21 protein-coding genes are annotated in these 21,236 nt (G+C 70.8%); 12 read left to right on the forward strand and 9 right to left on the reverse strand.

Going from position 1 to position 21,236, the window contains the following annotated elements; all coding sequences use genetic code 11:
- Nucleotides 1–13: 13 nt before the first annotated feature.
- The gene (locus ACW9TB_RS11265) at nucleotides 14–811 is read right to left on the reverse strand and encodes a 2-keto-4-pentenoate hydratase (RefSeq protein WP_472747916.1); all 798 of its coding nucleotides are present in this window, start codon (nucleotides 809–811) and stop codon (nucleotides 14–16) included.
- The gene (locus tag ACW9TB_RS11270; protein WP_472747917.1) at nucleotides 804–2,258 is read right to left on the reverse strand and encodes a 2-hydroxymuconic semialdehyde dehydrogenase; all 1,455 of its coding nucleotides are present in this window, start codon (nucleotides 2,256–2,258) and stop codon (nucleotides 804–806) included. Before ACW9TB_RS11270 ends, ACW9TB_RS11265 begins: the two co-directional genes overlap by 8 nt.
- Nucleotides 2,259–2,332: 74 nt before the next feature.
- Here ACW9TB_RS11270 and ACW9TB_RS11275 point away from each other — a divergent pair, with 74 nt between their 5' ends.
- The 5 genes from ACW9TB_RS11275 to ACW9TB_RS11295 all read left to right on the forward strand — a co-directional run bounded on the left by ACW9TB_RS11275 (nucleotide 2,333) and on the right by ACW9TB_RS11295 (nucleotide 5,981).
- Nucleotides 2,333–3,091 carry an IclR family transcriptional regulator gene (locus ACW9TB_RS11275; protein ID WP_472747918.1) on the forward strand — a complete coding sequence of 253 codons (759 nt, stop codon included), beginning with the start codon at nucleotides 2,333–2,335 and terminating at the stop codon, nucleotides 3,089–3,091.
- 46 nt (nucleotides 3,092–3,137) lie between these two features.
- Nucleotides 3,138–3,929: a dienelactone hydrolase family protein gene (locus tag ACW9TB_RS11280; RefSeq protein WP_472747919.1), complete on the forward strand. Its 792-nt coding sequence runs from the start codon at nucleotides 3,138–3,140 to the stop codon at nucleotides 3,927–3,929.
- Nucleotides 3,930–4,169: 240 nt separating this feature from the next.
- On the forward strand, nucleotides 4,170–4,721 hold the full coding sequence (locus tag ACW9TB_RS11285; protein ID WP_472747920.1) for a VanZ family protein: 552 nt from the start codon (nucleotides 4,170–4,172) through the stop codon (nucleotides 4,719–4,721).
- Nucleotides 4,722–4,871: 150 nt separating this feature from the next.
- Nucleotides 4,872–5,624, forward strand: coding sequence for a GntR family transcriptional regulator (locus ACW9TB_RS11290; protein WP_472747921.1), 753 nt, complete (start codon nucleotides 4,872–4,874; stop codon nucleotides 5,622–5,624).
- 126 nt (nucleotides 5,625–5,750) lie between these two features.
- On the forward strand, nucleotides 5,751–5,981 hold the full coding sequence (locus ACW9TB_RS11295) for a hypothetical protein (RefSeq protein ID WP_472747922.1): 231 nt from the start codon (nucleotides 5,751–5,753) through the stop codon (nucleotides 5,979–5,981).
- A gap of 412 nt (nucleotides 5,982–6,393) precedes the next feature.
- On the opposite strand, the gene ACW9TB_RS11300 is transcribed toward ACW9TB_RS11295, so the two are convergent.
- Nucleotides 6,394–7,710 (reverse strand): hypothetical protein, encoded by a 1,317-nt coding sequence (locus tag ACW9TB_RS11300; protein ID WP_472747923.1) that lies wholly within the window; start codon nucleotides 7,708–7,710, stop codon nucleotides 6,394–6,396.
- Nucleotides 7,711–7,850: 140 nt separating this feature from the next.
- Here ACW9TB_RS11300 and ACW9TB_RS11305 point away from each other — a divergent pair, with 140 nt between their 5' ends.
- A complete protein-coding gene (locus ACW9TB_RS11305; RefSeq protein ID WP_472747924.1) occupies nucleotides 7,851–8,438 on the forward strand; it encodes a gamma carbonic anhydrase family protein in 588 nt (195 codons plus the stop codon).
- 223 nt (nucleotides 8,439–8,661) lie between these two features.
- Nucleotides 8,662–10,011 carry a hypothetical protein gene (locus tag ACW9TB_RS11310; protein ID WP_472747925.1) on the forward strand — a complete coding sequence of 450 codons (1,350 nt, stop codon included), beginning with the start codon at nucleotides 8,662–8,664 and terminating at the stop codon, nucleotides 10,009–10,011.
- A 485-nt stretch (nucleotides 10,012–10,496) separates the two neighbouring features.
- Here the strand turns inward: ACW9TB_RS11310 and ACW9TB_RS11315 are convergent, their stop codons facing one another.
- From ACW9TB_RS11315 to ACW9TB_RS11340, 6 genes are all read right to left on the reverse strand, one after another.
- Nucleotides 10,497–10,778, reverse strand: a complete 282-nt coding sequence (locus ACW9TB_RS11315; protein WP_031157959.1) for a metal-sensitive transcriptional regulator — start codon at nucleotides 10,776–10,778, stop codon at nucleotides 10,497–10,499.
- Nucleotides 10,779–10,796: 18 nt separating this feature from the next.
- Nucleotides 10,797–11,873, reverse strand: a complete 1,077-nt coding sequence (locus ACW9TB_RS11320) for a glycosyltransferase (RefSeq protein ID WP_472747926.1) — start codon at nucleotides 11,871–11,873, stop codon at nucleotides 10,797–10,799.
- Nucleotides 11,870–12,664, reverse strand: a complete 795-nt coding sequence (locus tag ACW9TB_RS11325) for a hypothetical protein (protein ID WP_472747974.1) — start codon at nucleotides 12,662–12,664, stop codon at nucleotides 11,870–11,872. Before ACW9TB_RS11325 ends, ACW9TB_RS11320 begins: the two co-directional genes overlap by 4 nt.
- 167 nt (nucleotides 12,665–12,831) lie before the next feature.
- Nucleotides 12,832–14,982 carry a (Fe-S)-binding protein gene (locus ACW9TB_RS11330; RefSeq protein ID WP_472747927.1) on the reverse strand — a complete coding sequence of 717 codons (2,151 nt, stop codon included), beginning with the start codon at nucleotides 14,980–14,982 and terminating at the stop codon, nucleotides 12,832–12,834.
- 199 nt (nucleotides 14,983–15,181) lie between these two features.
- Nucleotides 15,182–15,862: a TetR/AcrR family transcriptional regulator gene (locus ACW9TB_RS11335; RefSeq protein WP_472747928.1), complete on the reverse strand. Its 681-nt coding sequence runs from the start codon at nucleotides 15,860–15,862 to the stop codon at nucleotides 15,182–15,184.
- Nucleotides 15,859–16,668 (reverse strand): sugar phosphate isomerase/epimerase family protein, encoded by an 810-nt coding sequence (locus ACW9TB_RS11340; RefSeq protein WP_472747929.1) that lies wholly within the window; start codon nucleotides 16,666–16,668, stop codon nucleotides 15,859–15,861. Before ACW9TB_RS11340 ends, ACW9TB_RS11335 begins: the two co-directional genes overlap by 4 nt.
- Nucleotides 16,669–16,830: 162 nt before the next feature.
- On the opposite strand from ACW9TB_RS11340, the gene ACW9TB_RS11345 reads away from it, so the two are divergent.
- From ACW9TB_RS11345 to disA, 5 genes are all read left to right on the forward strand, one after another.
- Entirely contained in the window at nucleotides 16,831–17,529 is a 699-nt protein-coding gene (locus tag ACW9TB_RS11345; protein ID WP_472747930.1) for a class I SAM-dependent methyltransferase, read from the forward strand.
- 171 nt (nucleotides 17,530–17,700) lie between these two features.
- Nucleotides 17,701–18,081, forward strand: coding sequence for a MerR family transcriptional regulator (locus ACW9TB_RS11350; protein WP_472747931.1), 381 nt, complete (start codon nucleotides 17,701–17,703; stop codon nucleotides 18,079–18,081).
- The gene (trxA, locus tag ACW9TB_RS11355) at nucleotides 18,078–18,392 is read left to right on the forward strand and encodes a thioredoxin (protein ID WP_472747932.1); all 315 of its coding nucleotides are present in this window, start codon (nucleotides 18,078–18,080) and stop codon (nucleotides 18,390–18,392) included. The genes ACW9TB_RS11350 and trxA overlap by 4 nt, the downstream gene beginning before the upstream one ends.
- 90 nt (nucleotides 18,393–18,482) lie before the next feature.
- Nucleotides 18,483–19,886: a DNA repair protein RadA gene (gene radA / locus ACW9TB_RS11360; RefSeq protein ID WP_472747933.1), complete on the forward strand. Its 1,404-nt coding sequence runs from the start codon at nucleotides 18,483–18,485 to the stop codon at nucleotides 19,884–19,886.
- 188 nt (nucleotides 19,887–20,074) lie between these two features.
- Nucleotides 20,075–21,160 (forward strand): DNA integrity scanning diadenylate cyclase DisA, encoded by a 1,086-nt coding sequence (gene disA, locus ACW9TB_RS11365; RefSeq protein ID WP_472747934.1) that lies wholly within the window; start codon nucleotides 20,075–20,077, stop codon nucleotides 21,158–21,160.
- Nucleotides 21,161–21,236: the final 76 nt, after the last annotated feature.

Raw genomic sequence — 21,236 nt, forward strand, 5'->3', positions numbered from 1 at the left:
GCTTCGCGAGTTCTCATGAGAAGACCGTCCTGACCGAGCCGAGGCCCTCGATGTGGGCCTCGAACGCGTCGCCGGGCTCGACGTCGATCACCGGGCCGAGCGCGCCGGTGAGCACGACGTCCCCGGCGCGCAGCGGGAAGTCCGTACGGCCCAGTGCGTCGGCCAGCCAGACCACGGCGTTGAGCGGGTGCCCGAGGCAGGCCGCGCCCGCGCCGGTGGAGACCTCCTGGCCGCGCCGGTTCATGGTCATCCCGGCCAGGCGCAGGTCCAGGCCGCGCAGGCTCGTCGGGGTGTTGCCGAGAACGAACGCGCCGCTGGAGGCGTTGTCGGCGATCGTGTCGACGAGCGTGATGTCCCATCCCGCGATGCGACTGTCGACGATCTCGATGGCGGGCAGCGCGAAGTCGACCGCCCGGATGACGTCGGCGACCGTGAACGGGCCGCCCTCCAGGTCGCCCCCGAGGACCAGCGCGATCTCCGCCTCGACCTTGGGCTGCAGGAAGCGGCCGGTCGGCACGGGCAGGCCGTCGAGGTAGGCCATGTCGGCGAAGAGCATCCCGAAGTCGGGCCGGTCCACGCCGAGCTGGCGCCGGACCGCCTCGGAGGTCAGCCCGACCTTCCTGCCGACCAGCCTCCTGCCCTCGTCCAGCGCCCGCCTGGTGTTGATCTCCTGTACGGCGTAGCCGGTCTCGGCGCTCCCGTCCGGGAGTGTCTCGCGCACCGGGGCGCACGGCTTGCCGCTTTTGGCCGCCTCCAGCAACCGGTCGGCCGCCTCCACGCGTACGTCGGTGGCCTCGCTCCACTCAGTCATGTCCAGGCTCCAGCTTGATGGTGATCGTGGTGGGCTCGGAGTAGAAGTCCAGCGAGCGCGTACCGCCCTCGCGGCCGATGCCGGACAGCTTCACCCCGCCGAAAGGGGTGCGCAGGTCGCGCAGGTACCAGGTGTTGACCCACACCAGCCCGGCCTCCAGCGACCGGGCGACCCGGTGGGCCCTGCTCAGGTTGGAGGTCCAGACGGTCGCCGCCAGGCCGTACTCGCTGTCGTTGGCCAGCCCGACCGCCTCGGCCTCGGTGTCGAACGGGGCGACGTGGCAGACCGGGCCGAAGATCTCCTCCCGGTTCACCCGGGAGTCGTGCGGCAGGCCGGTCAGCACGGTCGGCTCGACGTAGTAGCCGCCGTCGCGGTCGTCGCCGAAGCGCGGCGCCCCGCCCCCGGCGTGGATCTCCGCGCCCTCGTGCTTGGCCAGCTCGTAGTAGGAGAGCACCTTGTCCCGGTGCTCGGCGGAGATCATCGGCATCATCGTGGCGTCCTCGTCGGAGGGGCGGCCGAACCGCAGCTCCCCGGCGCGCCGGGCCAGCCGCGCGGTGAACTCCTCGAAGACGGGCCGCTCCACGTAGAGCCGCTCGGTGCACAGGCAGACCTGCCCGCCGTTGGTGAAGACCGACCGCACGCTTCCCTCGACGGCCGCGTCCAGGTCGGCGTCGGCGAAGACCAGCCCGGCGTTCTTGCCGCCCAGCTCGAACGAGACGGGCTTGACCCGGTCCGCGACCGCCTTCATGATCGTCGATCCGGTACGGCTCTCACCGGTGAAGGTGACCGCGTCCACGCCGGGGTGCTCCACCAGGAACTGGCCGGTGGAGCCGCCGCCGAAGCCGTTCACGACGTTGAGGACACCGGGGGGCAGGCCGATCGAGGCGGCGATCTCCGCGAGCACCGCGACCGAGCCCGGCGTGTGCTCCGAGGGCTTGACCACGACGGTGTTGCCCGCGACGAGCGCGGGGCCGAGCTTCCAGGTCGCCAGCAGGAACGGCAGGTTCCACGGCACGATCACCGCGACCACGCCGAGGGGCTTGCGCACGGTGTAGCTCAGCACGTCCGTCAGGTGGAACGCGTCCTCCGGGTGCTGGGCCGCGATCTCGGCGAACGACCGGAAGTTCGCGGCGCCGCGCGGGATGTCCAGGATGCGGGTCTGGGTGATCGACTTCCCGGTGTCGGCGATCTCCGCCGCCACCAGGTCCTCGAACCGCTCCTCGATCGCGTCGGCGAGACGGCGCATCCAGGCGGCGCGCTCCGCCACCGGCAGCGCCGCCCACCCGGGCAGGGCCGCGCGGGCGGCGGCCACCGCCCTGCCGACGACGTCCCGGTCCGCCTCGCGGACCTCGCGCACCGGCAGCCCGGTCACCGGGTCGTGGGTGGTGAACGTCGCGCCCTCGGCGACCGGCACCCCACCGATGAAGTGGTTCACCTGGTCAGACAAGACTGCTCCTCGGGGATGTACTCCTTAAGGCCACTACGTACGGGTATAGAGCCGTAAGTGGCTCATAGGCAAGAATGCGTTCCGTGAAACGGAACCCCGATCGGCTGTCCGTGCTGGAGAAATCCTGGCTCGTACTCGACGCGTTCCGTCCCACGGGAGGACCGCTGCGCCTGACCGACGTCGCCGAGCGCTGCCACCTGCCCAAGACCACCGCCTTCCGGCTGCTCACCGAACTGACCGCGATCGGCGCGGTCACCCGCCGCCCGGACGGCTACTACCTCGGCCGCCGCCTCTTCGAACTAGGGAGCATCGTGCCCCTGGAGCGCGACCTGAGACACGCGGCGCTGCCCTTCATGCACGACCTTTACGAGGCGACCCACGAGACCGTCCACCTGGGCGTACGCGACGGCCTCGACGTCGTCTACGTCGAGAAGATCCGCGGCCAGGAGACCTTCGCCCTGCCCTCGCGCGTCGGCGGGCGCCTCCCGCTGACCTGTACCGGGATCGGCAAGGCCCTGCTGGCCTACTCCGGGCCCGACCTGATCGACGAGGTCCTCGGCCGCCCGCTGCGCCGGTTGACCCCGCACTCGATCGTCGACCCCCGGCGCCTGGAGGAGGCCCTCGGCAAGATCCAGGCGTCCGGGCTGGCCTACGAGCGGGAGGAGGCCCAGCTGGGCGGCGCGTGCATCGCGGCCCCGGTGTTCGGCGACGGCGTGGCCGTGGCCGCGCTGTCCGTCTCGGTGCCGCTGGCCCGCTTCCACCCCACCCGGCTGGCCCCGGCCGTCAAGGCCGCCGCCCTGGGCATCTCCCGCGCCCTGGCCAGGACCATCTGATGAGCGGACCTTCGCTTACCCGCACATCGGTGCACGTTCGGCGGGTATGCGATTCACTGCCCGCCCGTCGCCGTACGCCAGCAACCAGCAGTCGCCGTACCTCAGCAACCAGCAGGAGGATCCCGTGGAAACCCGCACCGAGACGGTCACCGTCGCCGACGGCTCGTTCGACCTGCACCTGTGGCTGCCCCCGAGCGGCCGGGGCCCGGTCATCCTGCTGATCCAGGAGGTCTACGGCGTCGGGCCGTACATCAGGAAGGTCGCCGAGGACCTGGCGGCGCTCGGGTACGTCGTCGGCGCCCCCGACCTGTTCTGGCGCATCCGGCCCAACTGGGTGTCCGGCCACGACGAGGAGGGGACGGCCCTGTCGATCGAGCTGGCCTCCACGTTCGACGTCCCCCACGGGGTGGCCGACTCGGCCGTGGCCCTGGCGCACCTGCGGGGGCTGCCCGAGGCGGAGGGCGGGGCCGGGGTGGTCGGATTCTGCCTGGGCGGCTCGATCGGCTACCTCCTCGCGGCCACGGTCGAGGTCGACGCGGTCCTGTCGTTCTACGGATCCGCCGTACCCGACGCCGCGGGCATGCTGGAGAAGACCACCTGCCCGCTGCTGCTGGTGTTCGGCGGTTCCGACCCCTACATCCCGCGGGAGCGGGTCTCCGTGGTGGAGAAGGCCGCGGCCGGGCGGTCGAACGTCGAGGTGTACGTCGCCGAGGAGGCCGGGCACGCCTTCCACAACCACGAGGCCCCGCAGTTCCACCAGCCGGAGGCCGCACGGGCCGCCTGGGACCGGGCCGTGCACTTCCTCGGCCGCAACCTCGCCCCGGCCTCCCTGCCCTGAACCCTGAGCCGCCCTGAACCCTGGAGCGTCCCGAAGCCTGGAGCGTCCCGAAGCCTGAAGCCCTGAGACGCCTTTAAGCCCTGAGGCGCTTCGCCTTCCGGTTCCCGCCTCCGTTCTCTCCCTCCCCGCCCGGACACCCTTCCGCCGCGCGGGAGGCCGGGAACGACCCTTGCCTGGAGGTCACCTTCTCGTAACCTCGAAGGCCGCCCGGCGGGGTCCCGAGCGCCACATCATGGGCTCATGCACCAGGCGTGGCGGCAGTGGGGAAACGTGGTCCTCGCGGCCCTGCTGGCGGTCCCCGCGGTCGTCGTGGCCGTCCGCGCGCTGGCCCTCCGCCGCACCCGCGCGGGCCGTCCTTTCCCCGTACGCACCGCCCTGGCCGACGTGGTCGCGGTGGCCGGGACCGCCCCCTGGATCTGGATGATCCTCACTCCCGGAGCCCCCGGAGCGGGGGTCTCGGGCGTCAGCCTCATCCCGTTCGCGGACCTGTGGGCGACCCTGTACGGACCGGGACAGACGGCGTTCGTGCAGGTGGGAGGGAACCTCCTGGTCTTCGCCGCGCTCGGGGCCATGCTTCCGATCCGTTCGGCGCGGTTCGCGTCACTCACCCGGGTCGCGACCGTGGCGGCCGGGGCGTCGCTCACCGTGGAGCTCCTCCAGTACGCCCTGCGCCTGGGGCGGGTGAGCTCCGTCGACGACGTGATCGTCAACGCGGCGGGGGCCGTGCTGGCCGCGGTCGTCACGCGCCGATGGTGGGCCACCCGAATACCGGTCGGGACCGTTCCACGGTAACGGACCGGGAAAACTCTTTAAGATCGCCACACGGGCACGATCCTCCCAAAAGAAGCACGATACCAACCTCCGTATCTGTGCGATCGTGGACAAGGCGGGGCAAGTTCTCTGGAGACGCCAAACCCGGTTGGTGACAGAGGGTGATCGAACGTGCAGCAGTCCCCGGTACCTCCCGAGCCCCCGATCTATCGGCGCATCGCCGACGGGCTTCGCGAAGCGATCCTGTCCGGCGATCTCCGAGACGGGGATCGGCTTCCGGGCGAGAACGCCCTGATGGCGAGGCACGGCATAGCCCGTGCCACCGCCAGACAGGCACTGTCCGTACTAATCAACGAAGGACTGGCCGTCCCCAAACGCGGCTCGGGGGTGTACGTCAGGCAGTTCCGCCCCATCAGGCGGCACGGCTCCCGGCGGCTCTCCCATGGCCAGTGGGGGCGCGGCGAGGCCATCTGGGACTCCGACACCAGGGGTCGCCCCTACACCGTGGACGAGGTGGACATCGACCGGGAGACCGCCGAGGACGCCGTGGCCCGGGTGCTGAACAGCTCCGAGGTGTGGGTCCGCAGGCGGCGCTACTCGGTGGACGAGCGGCCGGTGCAGTTGTCGGTCTCCCATTTCCCCGCCGCCCTGGTGGAAGGAACCGCGATCACGAGAGAGGACACGGGCCCCGGGGGCGTCTACGCGCGCCTCGGCGAGCTCGGCCACGCCCCGGCGCACTTCACCGAGGAGATCCGGGCCCGCATGCCCCATCCCCACGAGACCGTCCAGCTTGACCTGCCCGCGGGCACCCCGGTCATCGTGATCGCCCGGGTCGCCCGCACCGCCGACGGCGTCGCCGTCGAGGTCAACGAGATGGTCCTCGACGCCGCCTCTTACGTACTTCAGTACGACTTCGACTCATAGATCAAGACCATCCGTCAACCGATAGGTTGACCTGTCCCCCGCGATCATTGATTTCTCTAGAGAAGTGCCTCACCGTCAGAGGTGGAACGTCGCAAAGACGGGCCTGGGCGCGGGGAAGGTGCACAGATGTCTTTCGACCGACATCTCGCTGAAATCGCCCGGGAGTTCCCCGACTGGACGATCTGGCGGAGCGACGCGGGCAGGTGGTGGGCGACCCGCCACCACCCGCTGACCTCCGCCCAGCGTGACGTCGGCTGCGCGATGACCATCGACGCGGACGACCCTGAAGGGCTACGCGAGCAGTTACTCGACCAACGGGAACGTTCCGGCGACACGGAGCCGAGGACGGACCCCTGAAGACCGCCCGGTGCCGGGATGAGCGGATCCGATGCGGTCCCGGCGCCGGGCCCCCAATCGCGGAAGTCCCCGACCCGATCGGGGGCGGGGGCTTCCGCTTGATCTCCGGCCCACTCCCGGCACCGTCACGCGCGACGTCTCCACGGCCGCACGAACCCGCCCACGCTCACGCGCGACGTCTCCGGGGCCCGCACGACTCACGCTCTCCGGAAGATCTGACGCACCATCTCCAGGGCCGCACGAACCCGCCCACGGTCTCGCGTGACGTCTCCGGGGCGCACGAAACCCACCCACGCTCTCCGGAAGGTCCGACGCACCGTCTCCACGGCCGCACAACCGCCCGTGGTCTCCGGAAGGTTCACGCGCGACGTCTCCAGGGCCGCGCGGCCCGCCTCACGGTCTCCGGGGTCCCCTACTTCCTGGGGGTGGCGTACTTCTCCTCGTCCTTACCGGTCTTCCCCGCGGCCGGGCCGAGATCGGCGTCGGCGTCGGTGGCGAGGTCGGTGTCGGTGTCGTCGTACACCTCGACACGCGTCTCGTCGGAACGGTCGTCGTCCCGGCCGCGCCGCTCGCCCTCGTCCCCGGCGGGGGCGTCGTCGTCCACGATCACGCGTACGGACTCCAGGTCGGGTGAGCCGTCGAACCCGGTGTCCCGCTCGCCCTCGTCCTCGGTGTGCCGGGAGTGCCCGGACGGCGCCTCCGTCCCGTCGGGCGCGACGGTGTCCGCCACGCCGGGTGCGTCCTGGACGTCGCCGGAGACCTCGGGGGAAACGGGACCGGGAACGGGATCACCGGCGACGGGAACGGGATCGGGCTCGGGGGTGGGAACCGGGGCGGCCAGCGCGGCCTGGACGCGGGCCGGGGGCAGCACGGAGCTCTCGTCGATCAGGGGCCCGGCCGCGCCCTCGCGGTGGAGCAGGTCGCCCAGGACGGCGCCCATCTCGTGCAGGCGGCGCATGACCTCGTGGTGGGTGTCGGTGAGGTAGACGACCCGGCGCCCGGTGGTCTCGTCCAGGATGGCGGCGCGCTGCTGGGCCGTCGACACGGTGGAGTGCGCGTCGGTGTTGGCGGCCAGGACGGTCGCCTCCGCCTCGGCGCGGGCGGCGCTCAGCGTGGAGTCGGCCTCGGCGCGGGCCTCCTGGACCGTGCGCTCGGCCTCGTTCCGCGCCGAGGTGACCATCCGGTCGGCCTCGGTGCGGGCGCCGCGCAAAGTCTCCTCGGACTCGGCGCGGGCCGCGTTGAGCGTCTCCTCCGCGTCGTTGCCCGCCTGGGAGAGCATCTGCTCGGCGGCCGAGGTGGCCTCGGCCACCCGGCGCTCGGCCTCCTGCTGCGCGGCGTTCAGTATGCCCTCGGCCCGATCCCGCGCGGAGGTGACCAGGTGCTCGGCCTCCATGGCCGCGTCGTCGCGGAGCTTGATCGCCTCGGCCTCGGCGACCTGCTTCTTGGAGGTGGCCTCCTCCTCGCCGAGTTTCAGGATCTGGCTGAGCCTCTGGCCGAGCTCGTCGTAGTCCTGCGGGGCGTCGGAAAGCCTTCTGCGGGCCTCGGACAGCTCGATCCGGCCCTGCTCGGCCTGGTCGATCGCGCGCCCGAGACGCTCCTCCAGGTCGCGGATCTGGTGGCGGTGGCGGTCCATGTAGTCGTGAACCTGACGACGGCTGTAGCCGCGCATGACGACCTCGAACGAGTCCTCATGCATCAGGTCGGGAAAGCTCTCGTGCTGGTTTGTCATGGCACTGCCCGTGGAGGTCGTGTGGCGGGAAAGGAGACGTCAGGAGACGACTTTCCTGCTTACTGCCCAAGTCCGCAACCGGAACGCCCCACCTGCTTGCGGAAATACCGGACAGACCGACCCCTCGTACCATCGTCCCCATGAACGCCACGCCCTACATCGCCGCCCTCGACGGCGACGCGATCCCCCGGATCCATCCGGACGCCTACGTCGCCCCCGGGGCGGTGGTCGTCGGGAGGGTACGGCTGGGCCGTGCCGCGAACGTCTGGTACGGCTCGGTCCTGCGCGGCGACGACGAGGACGTCGAGGTCGGGGAGGAGTGCAACATCCAGGACCTGTGCTGCCTGCACGCCGACCCGGGCGAGCCGGCCGTGCTGGAGCCCCGGGTGAGCCTCGGGCACAAGGCCATGGTGCACGGGGCCCACGTGGAGACCGGCGCGCTCGTGGGCATCGGCGCGATCGTGCTGGGCGGCGCCAGGATCGGCGCGGGATCGCTGATCGCGGCGGGCGCCCTGGTGGCGCCGGGGAAGCGGATCCCGGCGGGGGTGCTCGTCGCGGGCGTCCCCGGGAAGATCGTCCGTGAGCTCACCGACGACGACCGCGCCTCGTTCGCCCACACGGCGGCCCGCTACATCGCCAAGGCGGCCCGCCACCGGGCCGCGACCGCCCTCCCCCCGACCACCGGCCCGAGCGGCCCGGGCGGCCCGCACGCGACCTCCACCCCCTGAACGACCCGGGTGCCCGCGACACCCCAAATGGCCCCTGACGCCTGGGTATCCGGGCGTCTCAGGACTTCCCAGCCCGAAGCCCCCCGGCACCGTGGCCGGGGAGAGCCTTACGATCGTGCAAGGCCCGTTCGGGGGATCGCGGGGCCTGGCACGACCTTGACCGAAGGGAGGCAGGGGCATCCCGCCCGTGGCGCAGGCCAGGGGCTCTCGCCCCGGAATGCCGATGACCGGCATGTGGCAGTGGGATGGGTTCGACGCCATCGAGAACGACGTGCGGACCATGGTCACCGACCATCGGTGGGCGGCGCTACCGCCGCTCGCGCGCGCCCAGGCCATCGCGCAGCGCACGCTGGCCACCCCGGACGGCGGACGCTGGCTGTTCGGCGCCCACGCCCGGTGGTACCGCCAGGATCCCGCCGACGGCCGCTGGTACCTGACCGCGCCCCCCGCCGAACGCGACTTCCGCGCCGCGGCGCACGTGATCCACGTCACCTCGATGATCGTGCCGCACCTGGTCCCGACCGGTGCCGACTTCGTCGCCGACCGGGGGTCGGTCCAGGGGTTCGTCGGCCCCGACGTGCCGTACAAGATCACCGAGAGGGTCCGCGAGCTGGTGATCGCCCAGCGCGGCAGGCGCAGGGAGGACTTCCCGATCACCGGGCCGTTCGCCGGGCTCTTCGCCGGGGAGGTGGCCAGTCCCGTCGCCGCGATCTGGGGCACGCTCATGTGGTGCGCCTACGCCCCCGCCTTCGACGGCAACGAGGTGCTGCTGTCGATGTTCGGGGAGTTCCTGGCCCGCCCGCTGCCCGGCGACGAGTGGGTCCGCTGGCTGCCCCCCACCTCGCTGGACGACCTGGTCGCGCTGTACGGCGAGCGGGTCAGGGCCGGGCACCCCGAGGCGGGCCTGCGGCTGGTCGCGCTGATGGCCGACACCGCCGCCGTGGTGCGTGAGGACCCGAGGTTCAGGCCGAGGGCCGACGCCCTGCTGTCCATGGTCGAGCCGCTGCTCCGCCGGGCCTGCCAGGACCCCGCCGTGGCCCACCGGGGCGACGAGGCCGTACGGCACGCGTGGCTCTCGCGCTGCCCGCCCCACATGACGGCGACGCTGCCCGACACCTCGCCCGGCGAGCACTTCCAGCACGCGCTCTACGACCTAGTCCAGGCACTGGGCTTCCTCGCCCCGATGGGCGCCGACCCCCGGGCGGTGGCCGCCTCGCTGCTCGCCGCCGACCTGTCGGGCGTCGCGCCCAGGGCGGCCGACGATCTTTACCCGTGGCTGGATCCCGAGCTGCGGCACATCCTCCACGTGGTGCTCACCGACGCCTCGCACCCGCTGCGGGGGTGCTGGCCGCGCTCTGGCGAGCTGCCCTCCGCGCTCCACCCGCCGGACCGCGCCGCGGCGGCGGCCCTGCTCGGTGCCGCCTACGCCACCGGGCTCGCGTGGTGCCGTCTCACCGGAACCGACGTGCCGGAACGCGGATTCGCGACGGCCTCGGCGGTCGTGCACCGGCTGACGCACGAACGCGACGACCCGGTCCCCCCGGTATCGGGAACTTACCCCCGTCACTTCTGACACACGTCAGTATGCTTAAACCACAAATTTAGTTATTTCATCCTTACTCTCCCTATATCCTTCTGCCCCCCTACGTATCAGACAATTAGCTGAATTGTGATCTCCTAAACGGGAAATGATCCTCCTTGAGGATGTGCCGGGCGGGGCGAGGAATGGTCCCGATGGGCCATGGGCACCGATGACCGCCCGCCGTAACCTCGAAGTGGGTGTGGGCTGCGGAAGGAAGGACGACGCGGTGGGGCACGACGACCTGGACTCTAGGGTCCACGACCGTGTCGCGTTGGACGAGATCGCGCTCTATGCCGAGGTGCTGTCCGCCGTCGCGATCAGCGAACGGCCCCTCACCTTGGTGGAGCTCGACAACGCGCTCGGATTGAGCGCTTCGGCTGTTTGCTGAAGCCTCGGGAAGAACCGTTTCCAAGACCTGGTCCCGGACCCTCCAGCGGGGTCCGGGACGTGGTCGGAAAAGATAGTCATGTGACTAGTCACGAGCGGACGAGACGGGCGATCGCGGCCGACGCCTCCTTGACCTTCTCCTCCGCCTCCGGCCCCCCGGTGCTGATGGCGTCGGCGACGCAGTGCCCGATGTGGTCCTCCAGCAGGCCGAGCGCCACCGCCTGGAGCGCCCGCGTGGCGGCCGAGACCTGGGTCAGCACGTCGATGCAGTAGGCATCCTCTTCGACCATCCGCTGCAGGCCCCTGATCTGCCCCTCGATGCGCCGTAACCGGGTCAGATACGCCTGCTTGTCACCGCTGTACCCATGCATGTCCCAACGGTACCGGTGTCAGGCGCGGCGGGATGTAGACGCGATCAGTTTCTCCCAGCGGTCGGCCACCGAGGACGCGCCGTGGCCCGCCGCGACCTCCAGGGCCCCCGCGGCCAGCTCCCGGCGCCGGCGCTCGTCGTCGATGAGCGCGAGCAGCGCGGACGCGTACGCCTCGATCTCGCCCTCCCCCTCGGCGACCAGCACTCCGTTCCGTCCGTCGGCCACGAACTCGCCGGGGCCCCGGGGGGTGTCGAACGCGATCACCGGCACCCCGCTGGCCATCGCCTCGATCACGGTCATCCCGAGCACCTCCGTCCTGGAGGTCGTCGCCACGATCGACGCCTTGGCGAACTCGCCGGTCAGGTCGGAGGTCGTCCCCATGAAGTAGACGTGGTTGTGCAGGTCGAGGTCGCCGACCAGGGCGCGCAGGCGCTTCTCCTCCGGGCCTCCGCCGTACAGGCGCAGCCGCCAATCGGGGCGCTTGCCCGCGACGACGGCGAACGCGCGGATGAGCCGGTCGTGGGCCTTCACCGGCACCAGGCGCCCTCCCGCGGCGACGATGCGGTTGTCCATCCGCGAGCGCGGCCACGGCCCCGCGGGCAGCGCGTCCGGGATCACGCTGACCGGCACGTTCCCGCCCAGCAGGTGGTCCCACTCCTGCCTGCTCGTCTCGGTGGCGGCGGCGACCGCGTCCAGGCGCGGGTAGAACTTCCTGATCGGCCCCGGCACCGGCGGCCGGCCCCACTCGCGGGCGATCCGCGTCACGTCGCGCGGCGCGTGCCTGGCGGCCTGGACGCTCAGGGCGGGCCGGGTGCTGATGAGCACGTCGGCCCGCAGCCCGCGCAGCCGCCGCCAGAGGGCGACCTCGGTGCGCATCTGGCCCCTCGGGAGCAGGTACCTGACCCCCGGCTGGGCGTCGACCACCCAGGAGAGCGTCACGCCGGACGCCACGGGGAAGAACGGTTTCTCCCGGTGGCGGCGGACGCTGATGATCTCGACCTCGTGACGTTCCGCCAGCTCTCCCGCGAGGTTGACGATCGAGCGTACGTCACCGCGCATGCCGTAGACAGAGGGGGTGAGCAGGCAGATCCTCACCCGCCGACCTCGATCCTGAGCTCGTCGTCCGCCGTGTAGCAGGGCCGGATCGGCACCCCGTCGATCTGCGCGGCCGGATAGTGCAGGCGGCGGCGCTTGCCGTCGACGTCGTCCAGCCGGGAGCCCAGCCGGAGCGGCGTGGCCACGCCGCGTACCTCCAGCGAGGGTTCCCAGGTGCCGGTCTGGTCGGGGGCGGCGGCGAGCACGTCGCACAGCGAGAGCGCCGCGTGGAAGCGCACACCCTGGACCGTTGCAACGGAGGTCAGCTCGGCGTCGGGCCGGCTGCGGCGCAGGGCCAGCTTCGCCTCGTGCCGCGCCTCGTCGTCGTCGAGGCCGGTGAAGGCGAGCAGCCCGGTGACCTCGAAGCGCCCCTCCCTGAACCAGACGGAACGGACCTCCGCCGCCGGCCGGGCGTCGTCGACCTTCAGGGCGAGGAACCCGTTGCGGGTCCGGTAGGCGCGGTAGGCCAGCGTACGGCGGCTCAGCGCGTACTCGTCGAGGTGGTCGAGGGAGAACCCGGGATCGACACTGCGCAGCCGCGTGCGCGTCGTGCCCTGTTGCAGGTAGGTGTCCCAGCGGCCGGGACCGAGTTCGAGCGGCGCGAGCGAGACGGCCAGCTCCGCCTCGCGCATCTGGACGTCCGGGGTGCCCAGCGGCACCCGGCTCTCGACCGAGGTGGCCCGGTTACGCAGGACCAGTTCGGTGCCGTCGGCCAGAGGCTCGTCGACGGCCAGCCGAAGTGAGAGAACGTCGGCCAGGGTAACCTCGGCATCGCTGACGACGACGGGCATCGTCAAGCCCCCTCCCCGTTGAATGAGCTACGCGACGTTGAGGTTACCGTGATTTTCCCGTTATGTGGAGAAAGGTTTTCGGACCTGACATCCTTTTCCCGATGACTTGACCATATGTCAAAGGGGACATCGGGAAGATATCCCCCCTGACGGTCACCGGCCGGGCCTCAGGACGCCTCGACGGACTGCCCCTTGATCGACTTGATCAGCAGCTGGGAGACGTCGACGACCTCCAGCGTCTCCTTGGCCTCGCCCGCGTTCTTCTTCTCGTTGATCGAGTCGCCGAGCATGACCAGGCAGAACGGGCACGCCGTGGAGATGGTGTCCGGCTCGGTGGTCAGCGCCTCGTCCACGCGCTCGGTGTTGATGCGCTTGCCGAGCCGCTCCTCCATCCACATCCGCGCGCCACCGGCGCCGCAGCAGAAGCCCCGGTCCTTGTGGCGGTGCATCTCCTGGGTCCTCACCCCGGGCACCTTGGCCATGATGTCGCGGGGCTGGGAGTAGACCTTGTTGTGGCGGCCGAGGAAGCACGGGTCGTGGTAGGTGATCTTCTCCTCGATCGGCGTGACCGGGACCAGCTTCCCCTCGTCCACGAGCTTGGCCAGCAGCTGGGTGTGGTGCACCACCTCGTAGGTGCCACCGAGCTGGGGATACTCGTTGGCGAGGGTGTTGAAGCAGTGCGGGCAGGTCGCGACGATCTTCTTGACCCCGGCCTCGTTCAGCGTCTCGATGTTCTGCTTGGCCAGCATGTCGAAGAGGTACTCCATGCCCAGGCGGCGGGCCGGGTCGCCGGTGCACGCCTCCATCGGGCCGAGCACCGCGAACTTGACCCCCGCGACGTGCAGCAGCTCCGCGACCGCCTTGGTGGTCTTCTTGGCCCGGTCCTCCAGGGCTCCGGCGCAGCCGACCCAGAAGAGGTACTCGGTGTCGTCGGGCATCTTCTCGTCGATGAGCTGGACCTCGATCGGATCGACCTCGCGCCCCGCCAGCTCCTCGATCCAGTCGGCCCGCTTCATCTCGGACATCCCCCACGGGTTGCCCTTGTTCTCCAGGTTCTTGACCATGACCCCGGCCTCGGACGGGAAGTTGGACTCCACCATCGCCTGGTAGCGGCGCATGTCGAGGATGTGGTCGATGTGCTCGATGTCGACCGGGCACTGCTCGACGCAGGCGCCGCAGTTGGTGCAGGACCACAGCACGTCGGGGTGGATGACGCCGTCCTCGCCGACCAGCGGCTTGTCCAGCAGGGCCAGCACGTCCTCGTGGAAGCCCGCGCGCTGCTCCTCGGTGGCCGTCAGGTACGGGGCGATCTTGAAGGCGTGGTCGCGCTGCTCAAGGATGAGCATCTTCGGCGACAACGGCTTGTCGGTGTTCCAGGCCGGGCACTGGTCCTGGCAGCGTCCGCACTCGGTACAGGTGTAGAAGTCGAGGAAGCCCTTCCAGGTGGTGTCCTCGATCTTGCCCCGGCCGAGCCTGTCGCCGTCGAGCTCCTCGTCCTCGAAGTCGACGACCTTGCCGTCGATCCGCATCGGCTGGGCCGGGCCGTTGCCGTCGGGACGCCGGGAGAACGCCACGTTCAGCGGCGCGGTGAAGATGTGCAGGTGCTTGGAGTTCACCACGATCACGAGGAACACCAGCATGACGCCGATGTGCAGGAGCAGCCCGACGTGTTCGAGCATCTCGTTGGCCGAGGGTCCCAGCGGGCGCAGCAGGGCGGCGACCGCGTCAGAGGCGAACGCCCCCGAGGCGTACGGCAGGTTGCCGGTGTTGGCCGCCGCGCCACGGAAGAGGAGCATCGTCCAGATCACGTTGAAGATCATGAAGAGGACGAGCCAGGCGCCGCCGAGGTGCGACCCGAAGAAGCGGGACCTGCGCCCCAGCTTCTTCGGCGAGTTCTTGATCCTGATGACCGCGAAGGCGATGAGGCCGACCAGGGCCGCGACCGCGATGAAGTCCTGCAGGAAGCCCAGGACCGCCCACGTCCCGACGAGCGGGATGTGGAAGTCGGGGGTGCCGGTGACGGCCCCCTGGATCAGCGCGCCGTACGCCTCCAGATAGACGGTCGCCAGGATGAAGAAGGCCCACATGACGAAGAAGTGCGCGACGCCCGAGGCCGTCCACTTCAGCAGCTTCCGCTGCCCGAACACCTCGACCAGCTGGGCCTTGATCTCCTCACCCAGGTGGGCCCTGGCGTACGCGACGCGCTCGGGCGCGGGAGGCCCGGCGGTGGCGAGCTTGTACAGGAACAACACGCGGCGCGCGGCAAGCGCGACCGCGACGGCTGTCATGACCAGCCCGATGATCGCTACCCAGAGCACGGGTCCTCCCACAGACGGCGTTGGCTGCCAGCGTACGACCGCCGGTCATCCACGGTGACAAGGGGTCTCCACAAATCCTACCGACGGGTAACTTCCCTTCGTACCGGGACCCGCGGCGACCGTGGTCACCCTATGGTCAACACCGTTCCCAGAACAATGCTCTGCACGCCTCCTGGCGGCATCGAAGTGACGGCCGAGGCTATCGGGACGGGACGAGATAGCCCTGGACCGTGGGGGTGAGCAGTCTCACCAGTTCCTCGCGGCCCACCGAGGCCATCGGCTCCAGCTTGAGGACGTAGCGGACCATGACCACGCCGAACATCTGCGCGAACGCCGCCTCCACCCGGACCGGCGGGATGTCCAGGGCCTCCGCGACCCGGCTGAGCAGCGCCCCGGTCATGAACTCGCGGATCGTGACGACCATCTGCTCGTTGGTCATCGCGGTGCGGATCAGCGCCAGCAGCGGCTGACGCGCCCCGGCCTCCGAGGTGATCGTCAGGATGAACCGGACCAGCCGCTCGCCCACCTCCTCGCGGGGCCCCGCCATGATCGCCACGAGGATGTTGTCGGGGTTGATCGGCAGCTCCATCGCCTCGACGAACATCCCCTCCTTGCCGGAGAAGTAGTGGTGGACCAGCGCGGGATCCACCCCCGCCTGCCGGGCGATACCCCGGATGGTCGCCTTGTCGAACCCCTTCTCCGCGAAGGTCTCGCGCGCCGCCGCGAGGATCTGCCCCCGCGTGTCGGCCGAACCCGGCCTGCGCCCCGGACGCCTCCTGGCCTCCGACGCCTCCGATGCCTCTGATGTCTCTGATGTCTCTGATGTCTCTGACGTCTCCGACGTCTCTGACGAGGACCCGTTCACGGCGGGCTCGCTCATGCGGGGGTGGAGGCGGCGAGGTGCAGCCGGGCGAAGGCCAGCGCCTCCGCGAGGTCGTCGATCCGCTCGGAACGGCTGGTCGCCCTGCGCGTGTTGATCTCCAGCACGACCAGCCCGGAGTATCCGTTGCCCGCCATCCGCTCCAGGATCGGCGCGCACGGCTGGCCGCCCCGCCCGGGAACCAGGTGCTCGTCCTTGTTCGGCACGCCCATGCCGTCGGCCAGGTGCAGGTGGGCGAGCCGGTCGCCGAGCTTGGTGAACATCTCCAGGGCGTCGGACCCGGACACCGCCGTGTGCGACAGGTCCAGCGTGACGTGCGGGAAGTCGTGGTCGACCGGGTTCCAGTCGGGGGAGTAGGGGACGACCTCGTTGCCCCTGGCCTTCAGCGGGAACATGTTCTCCACCGCGAAGACCACGTCGGTCTCCTCACGCATCCTGGCCAGGCCGACCTCGAAGTCGCGGGCGTAGTCGCGCTGCCAGCGGAACGGGGGGTGCACCACGACCGTCTGGGCGCCGACCCGCTCGGCGGCGCGCTGCGCGCGCTGGAGTTTGGCCCACGGGTCCTTGCCCCAGACGCGCTGCGTCACCAGGAGGCACGGCGCGTGGATGGCCAGGATCGGCAGCTGGTAGTGGTCCGACAACCGCTCCAGGACGTCGACGTCCTGGCTCACGGGGTCGGCGCCCACCATGATCTCCACACCGTCGTACCCCAGGCGCGCGGCCAGCTCGAACGCGTCGGGAGTACGTTCGGGATACACCGACGCGGTGGACAGCGCGATCTTCGCGCTGGATACACGGACGCTCATACCGCTTCCTCGTCTCCGGCTCGGAGCGCACACTCGCGAACACCGCCGGGCCGACCGGCCCCCTCGCTCAAGTCGCTCACCTTTGCCAGCCTAAGCGGGTCCGGAGAGCAGTGCTGTCCGCCACCGCCGACGCGTCCGAGATCACACCATTACGGTGAGGGCATGCCGAGGTTCTTGAGGGGCGCCATCCCCAGCCCCAACATCTGGAACGCCCCCCAGACCTACGAGCTGGAGAACCGGGCGGTGGACCCCGAGGGACGCGCCGAGGCCGCGATGGCGGCCATCCGGTCGTGGACCGGGGCGACGGTCCTCGACATCGGCTGCGGCACCGGCTACCACCTGCCCGCCCTCGCCGCCACCGCCACCCGCGTGATCGGCGCCGAACCGCACGCGGACCTCGTCGCGCTGGCCAGGCGCCGCTGCCACGCCCTGCGGAACGTCGAGATCCACGCCGCCACCGCCCAGGCCCTCCCGCTGCCCGACGCCTCCGTGGACGTGGCCATCGCCCGCTGGGCGTACTTCTTCGGCCCCGGGTGCGAGCCGGGCCTGGCCGAGCTCTCCCGGGTGACGCGGCGCGGCGGCGCGGCCTTCGTGATCGACATCGACACCACCCGCGGCGCCTTCGGCCGCTGGTTCAGCCAGTCCATCCCCGCGTACTCGGCCAGGTCGGTCGAGAACTTCTGGAACCGCCAGGGCTGGCAGACGAGCAGGCTCGACCTGCGCATGTCCTTCGAGCGCCGCGCCGACCTGGAGGCGGTGCTCCGCATCGAGTTCACCCCCGCGGTCGCCGACCAGGCCATCGCCGAGACCCCCGGCCTGGAGATCGCCTATCCCAACCTGCTGCGCTGGAAGCTGTTCTGACCCTCCCCACGGACCCGGCGGGCTCTCGCGGACCCGGCGAGCTCTCGCGGACGCGGCGGGCTCTCGCGGACCCGGCGAGCTCTCGCGGACACCGTGGGCCGGGAACAACGCGACGGGGCTTGACCTTGACGTTGATGTCAAGGTCTATCGTCGTGTCATGGGGAGGGCCGGATGCGGATCGGTGAGCTGGCGCGGCGGGCGGGTGTCAGCACCCGGGCGCTGCGCTACTACGAGCAACAGGGGCTGATCACGGCCAGGCGCTCGGCCAACGGCTACCGGGAGTACGGGGAGGCGGACCTCAGGCTCGTCTCCGAGATCCGCTCGCTGCTCGCCGTCGGCTTCACCCTGGACGACGCCCGCCCGTTCGTCGACTGCCTGCGGGCCGGTCACGACTCCGGGGGGTCGTGCCCGGAGTCCGTGGCCGTCTACCAGCGCAAGCTGGCGGAGATCGACGACGAGATCCGCACGCTTCTCACCCGGAGGGCGGAGGTCGCGGCGCAGCTGACCACGGCCTGCCCAGGATGCGTACTGAGGAAAGTGGGAAAATCATGATCACATTGACCGCGGAGAACTTCGACGAGCAGGTGCTCAAGAGCGACAAGCCCGTCCTGGTCGACTTCTGGGCCGAGTGGTGCGGGCCGTGCAAGATGATCGCGCCGGTCCTGGCGGAGATCGAGGCAGAGTACGGCGACCGCGTCACGATCGCCAAGCTCAACGCCGACGACTACCCCGAGATCACCGCGAGGTACGGCGTCCTCGGGCTGCCGACGCTCAACCTCTACAAGGGCGGCGAGGTGGTCCAGCAGATCAAGGGCGCCAAGCCCAAGCGCCTGCTCCTGGCCGACCTCGAAGGCCACATCTGACGGGACACACCGTCCCTCCCGACAACTTTCACCCGGTACGGCATGCCGTACCGGGTGAAAGTTGTCGGGCCCTGCCGGTAGCGTGCGGCCATGGCGAAGAAGGCTGGTGGCTACCGCTGTGCCGAATGCGGGTGGCAGACGGCCAAGTGGGTGGGGCGCTGCGGCGAGTGCCAGGCCTGGGGCACGGTCGAGGAGGAGACGGCACCCGCCGGGGCGCGCGTGGCCTCCGCAGGGGCGGTGTCGGCTCCCGCGGTGCCGATCGGCCAGGTCAAGGCCGAGGTGGCGCACGCGCGCGGCACCGGGGTCCCCGAGCTCGACCGGGTCCTCGGCGGCGGCCTGGTCCCCGGAGCCGTCGTGCTGCTCGCCGGTGAGCCCGGCATCGGCAAGTCGACCCTCCTGCTGGAGGCGGCGGCCAAGATCGCCCGGCAGCAGACGGTCCTCTACATCACGGGCGAGGAGTCGGCCGCCCAGGTGCGGATCAGGGCCGACCGGATCGGCGCGATCCAGGACCGCCTCTACCTCGCCGCCGAGACCGACCTGGGCGCGCTGGTCTCGCACGTCGAGAAGGTCCAGCCCGACCTGCTCATCGTCGACTCGGTGCAGACGATCGGCTCCACCCAGGCGACGGGCGTGCCCGGCGGGGTGACCCAGGTCAGGGAGGTCGCGGGAAACTTGGTGCGGCTCGCCAAGGAGCGCGGCATGTCCACCGTGCTGGTCGGCCACGTCACCAAGGAGGGCTCGATCGCCGGTCCCCGCACCCTGGAGCACCTCGTCGACGTCGTGCTCCACTTCGAGGGCGACCGGCACTCAAGGCTCCGCCTGGTCCGCGCGATCAAGAACCGGTACGGCCCGGTCGACGAGGTCGGCTGCTTCGATCTTCACGAGAGCGGCATCGAGGGCATCACCGACGCCAGCGGCCTGTTCGTCTCCCACCGCACCGACCCGGTGCCCGGCACGTGCGTCACGGTCACCCTGGAGGGCACCCGGCCGCTGCCGGCCGAGGTCCAGGCGCTGGTCGCCAGGACCGAGGCCCAGCAGCCGCGCCGCTCCTCCTCCGGGCTCGACACCTACCGGGTGACGATGGTCCTGGCCGTGCTGGAGCGGCGGCTCAACGCCAAGCTGGGCGGGTGCGACGTCTTCACCGCCACCGTCGGGGGGATCAAGCTCAGCGATCCCGCGGTCGACCTGTCGGTGATGCTGGCGGTCGCCAGCGCGGCGGGCGACAAGGCGCTCCCCTCCGGCCTGGTGGTGCTCGGCGAGGTGGGCCTGGCGGGAGAGCTGCGCCCGGTGCGCGACGTGCGGCGCCGCCTGTCGGAGGCCGCCCGGCTGGGTTTCACCCGGGCGCTGGTCCCCGCGGGCTCCCTCGACACGGGCAAGAAGCGCAACGGCGACAACTCCCTGGTCCCCGTGGCCGGGCGCGGCGCGCCCTTCGCGCCCGGCTTCGACGTCGTCGAGGCGGAGAACGTCTGGGATGCCCTCACCCACGTCACCTGAGACCCGCCCTGGCGCCGTGGCCGCCCCGGGCGCCGTACGAGAGCCGCGCCCCCGGCGGTGCGGCGCGGGCGGGCTGTACGGGACGCGGCGCGTCACGGGTGCCGTACGGCGCGTGGCATCCGCCGATTCCGGACCGCGCGGGTCCTTCGCCGGTAAGCTGAGCGTTATACGCAGACCACGGGGGTCATGTGGCAGCAACCTACAAAGGACTCGACGAACGCCGCAGAGCCGTCCTGGCCGCGGTCGCACCGGGCACCGCGCTGCGCGACGGGCTGGAGCGCATTCTCCGCGGGCACACGGGCGGTCTGATCGTGCTGGGATATGACGGCACGGTCGAGGAGATATGCAGTGGCGGCTTCGAGCTGGACGTCGAGTTCTCCGCGACGCGGCTGCGCGAGCTGGCCAAGATGGACGGCGCCATCGTCCTCAACTCCGGCGATCTCAGGATCGTGCGCGCGGCCGTGCACCTGATGCCCGATCCGTCCATTCCCACCGACGAGTCCGGCACCCGGCACCGCACCGCCCAGCGCGTGGCCCTGCAGACGTCGCTGCCGGTCATCTCCCTCAGCAAGTCCATGCGGATCATCGCGCTTTACCTTGAGGGCATCCGCTACGTGGTGGAGGAGTCGGCGGTCATCCTGTCCAAGTCCAACCAGGCCCTGGCCACGCTGGAGCGCTACAAGCTCCGCCTGGACGAGGTCTCCGGCACGCTCTCGGCGCTGGAGATCGAGGACCTGGTGACGGTCCGTGACATCGCGGTGGTCGCCCAGCGGCTGGAGATGGTCAGGCGCATCTCCGAGGAGATCGCGGGTTACGTGGTCGAGCTCGGCACCGACGGCAGGCTGCTCTCCCTGCAGCTGGACGAGCTCGTGGCCGGTACGGAGAGCGACCGCGAGCTGATCGTGCGCGACTACCTGCCCGCGGCGGGCCGCCGCCCGCGCAAGTTCGCCGAGGCGCTGCACGAGCTCGACCAGCTCTCCTCCGCCGAGCTGCTCGACCTCTCGGTCGTCGCCCAGATCCTCGGCCACTCGGGCAACGACGCCCTGGAGGCCCCGGTGAGCCCCAGGGGCTACCGCCTGCTGGCCAAGGTCCCGCGCCTGCCGAACACGGTGGTCGACCGTCTCGTCGACCATTTCGCCAGCCTGCAGAAGCTCCTGGCGGCCAGCATCGGCGAGCTCCAGGAAGTGGGCGGGGTGGGCGAGGCCAGGGCCCGCCACATCCGCGAGGGCCTGTCCCGTCTGGCGGAGTCGTCCATCCTGGAACGCTACGTCTGAGATCCCCGCCTCGGCGGGGATCCGGGTGCCCGGCGTTCCGCCCGGCGCGGACCCGAGGTCCCCGCCGGGTGAGGAT

This window comes from Streptosporangium sp. H13245 (assembly GCF_055690525.1).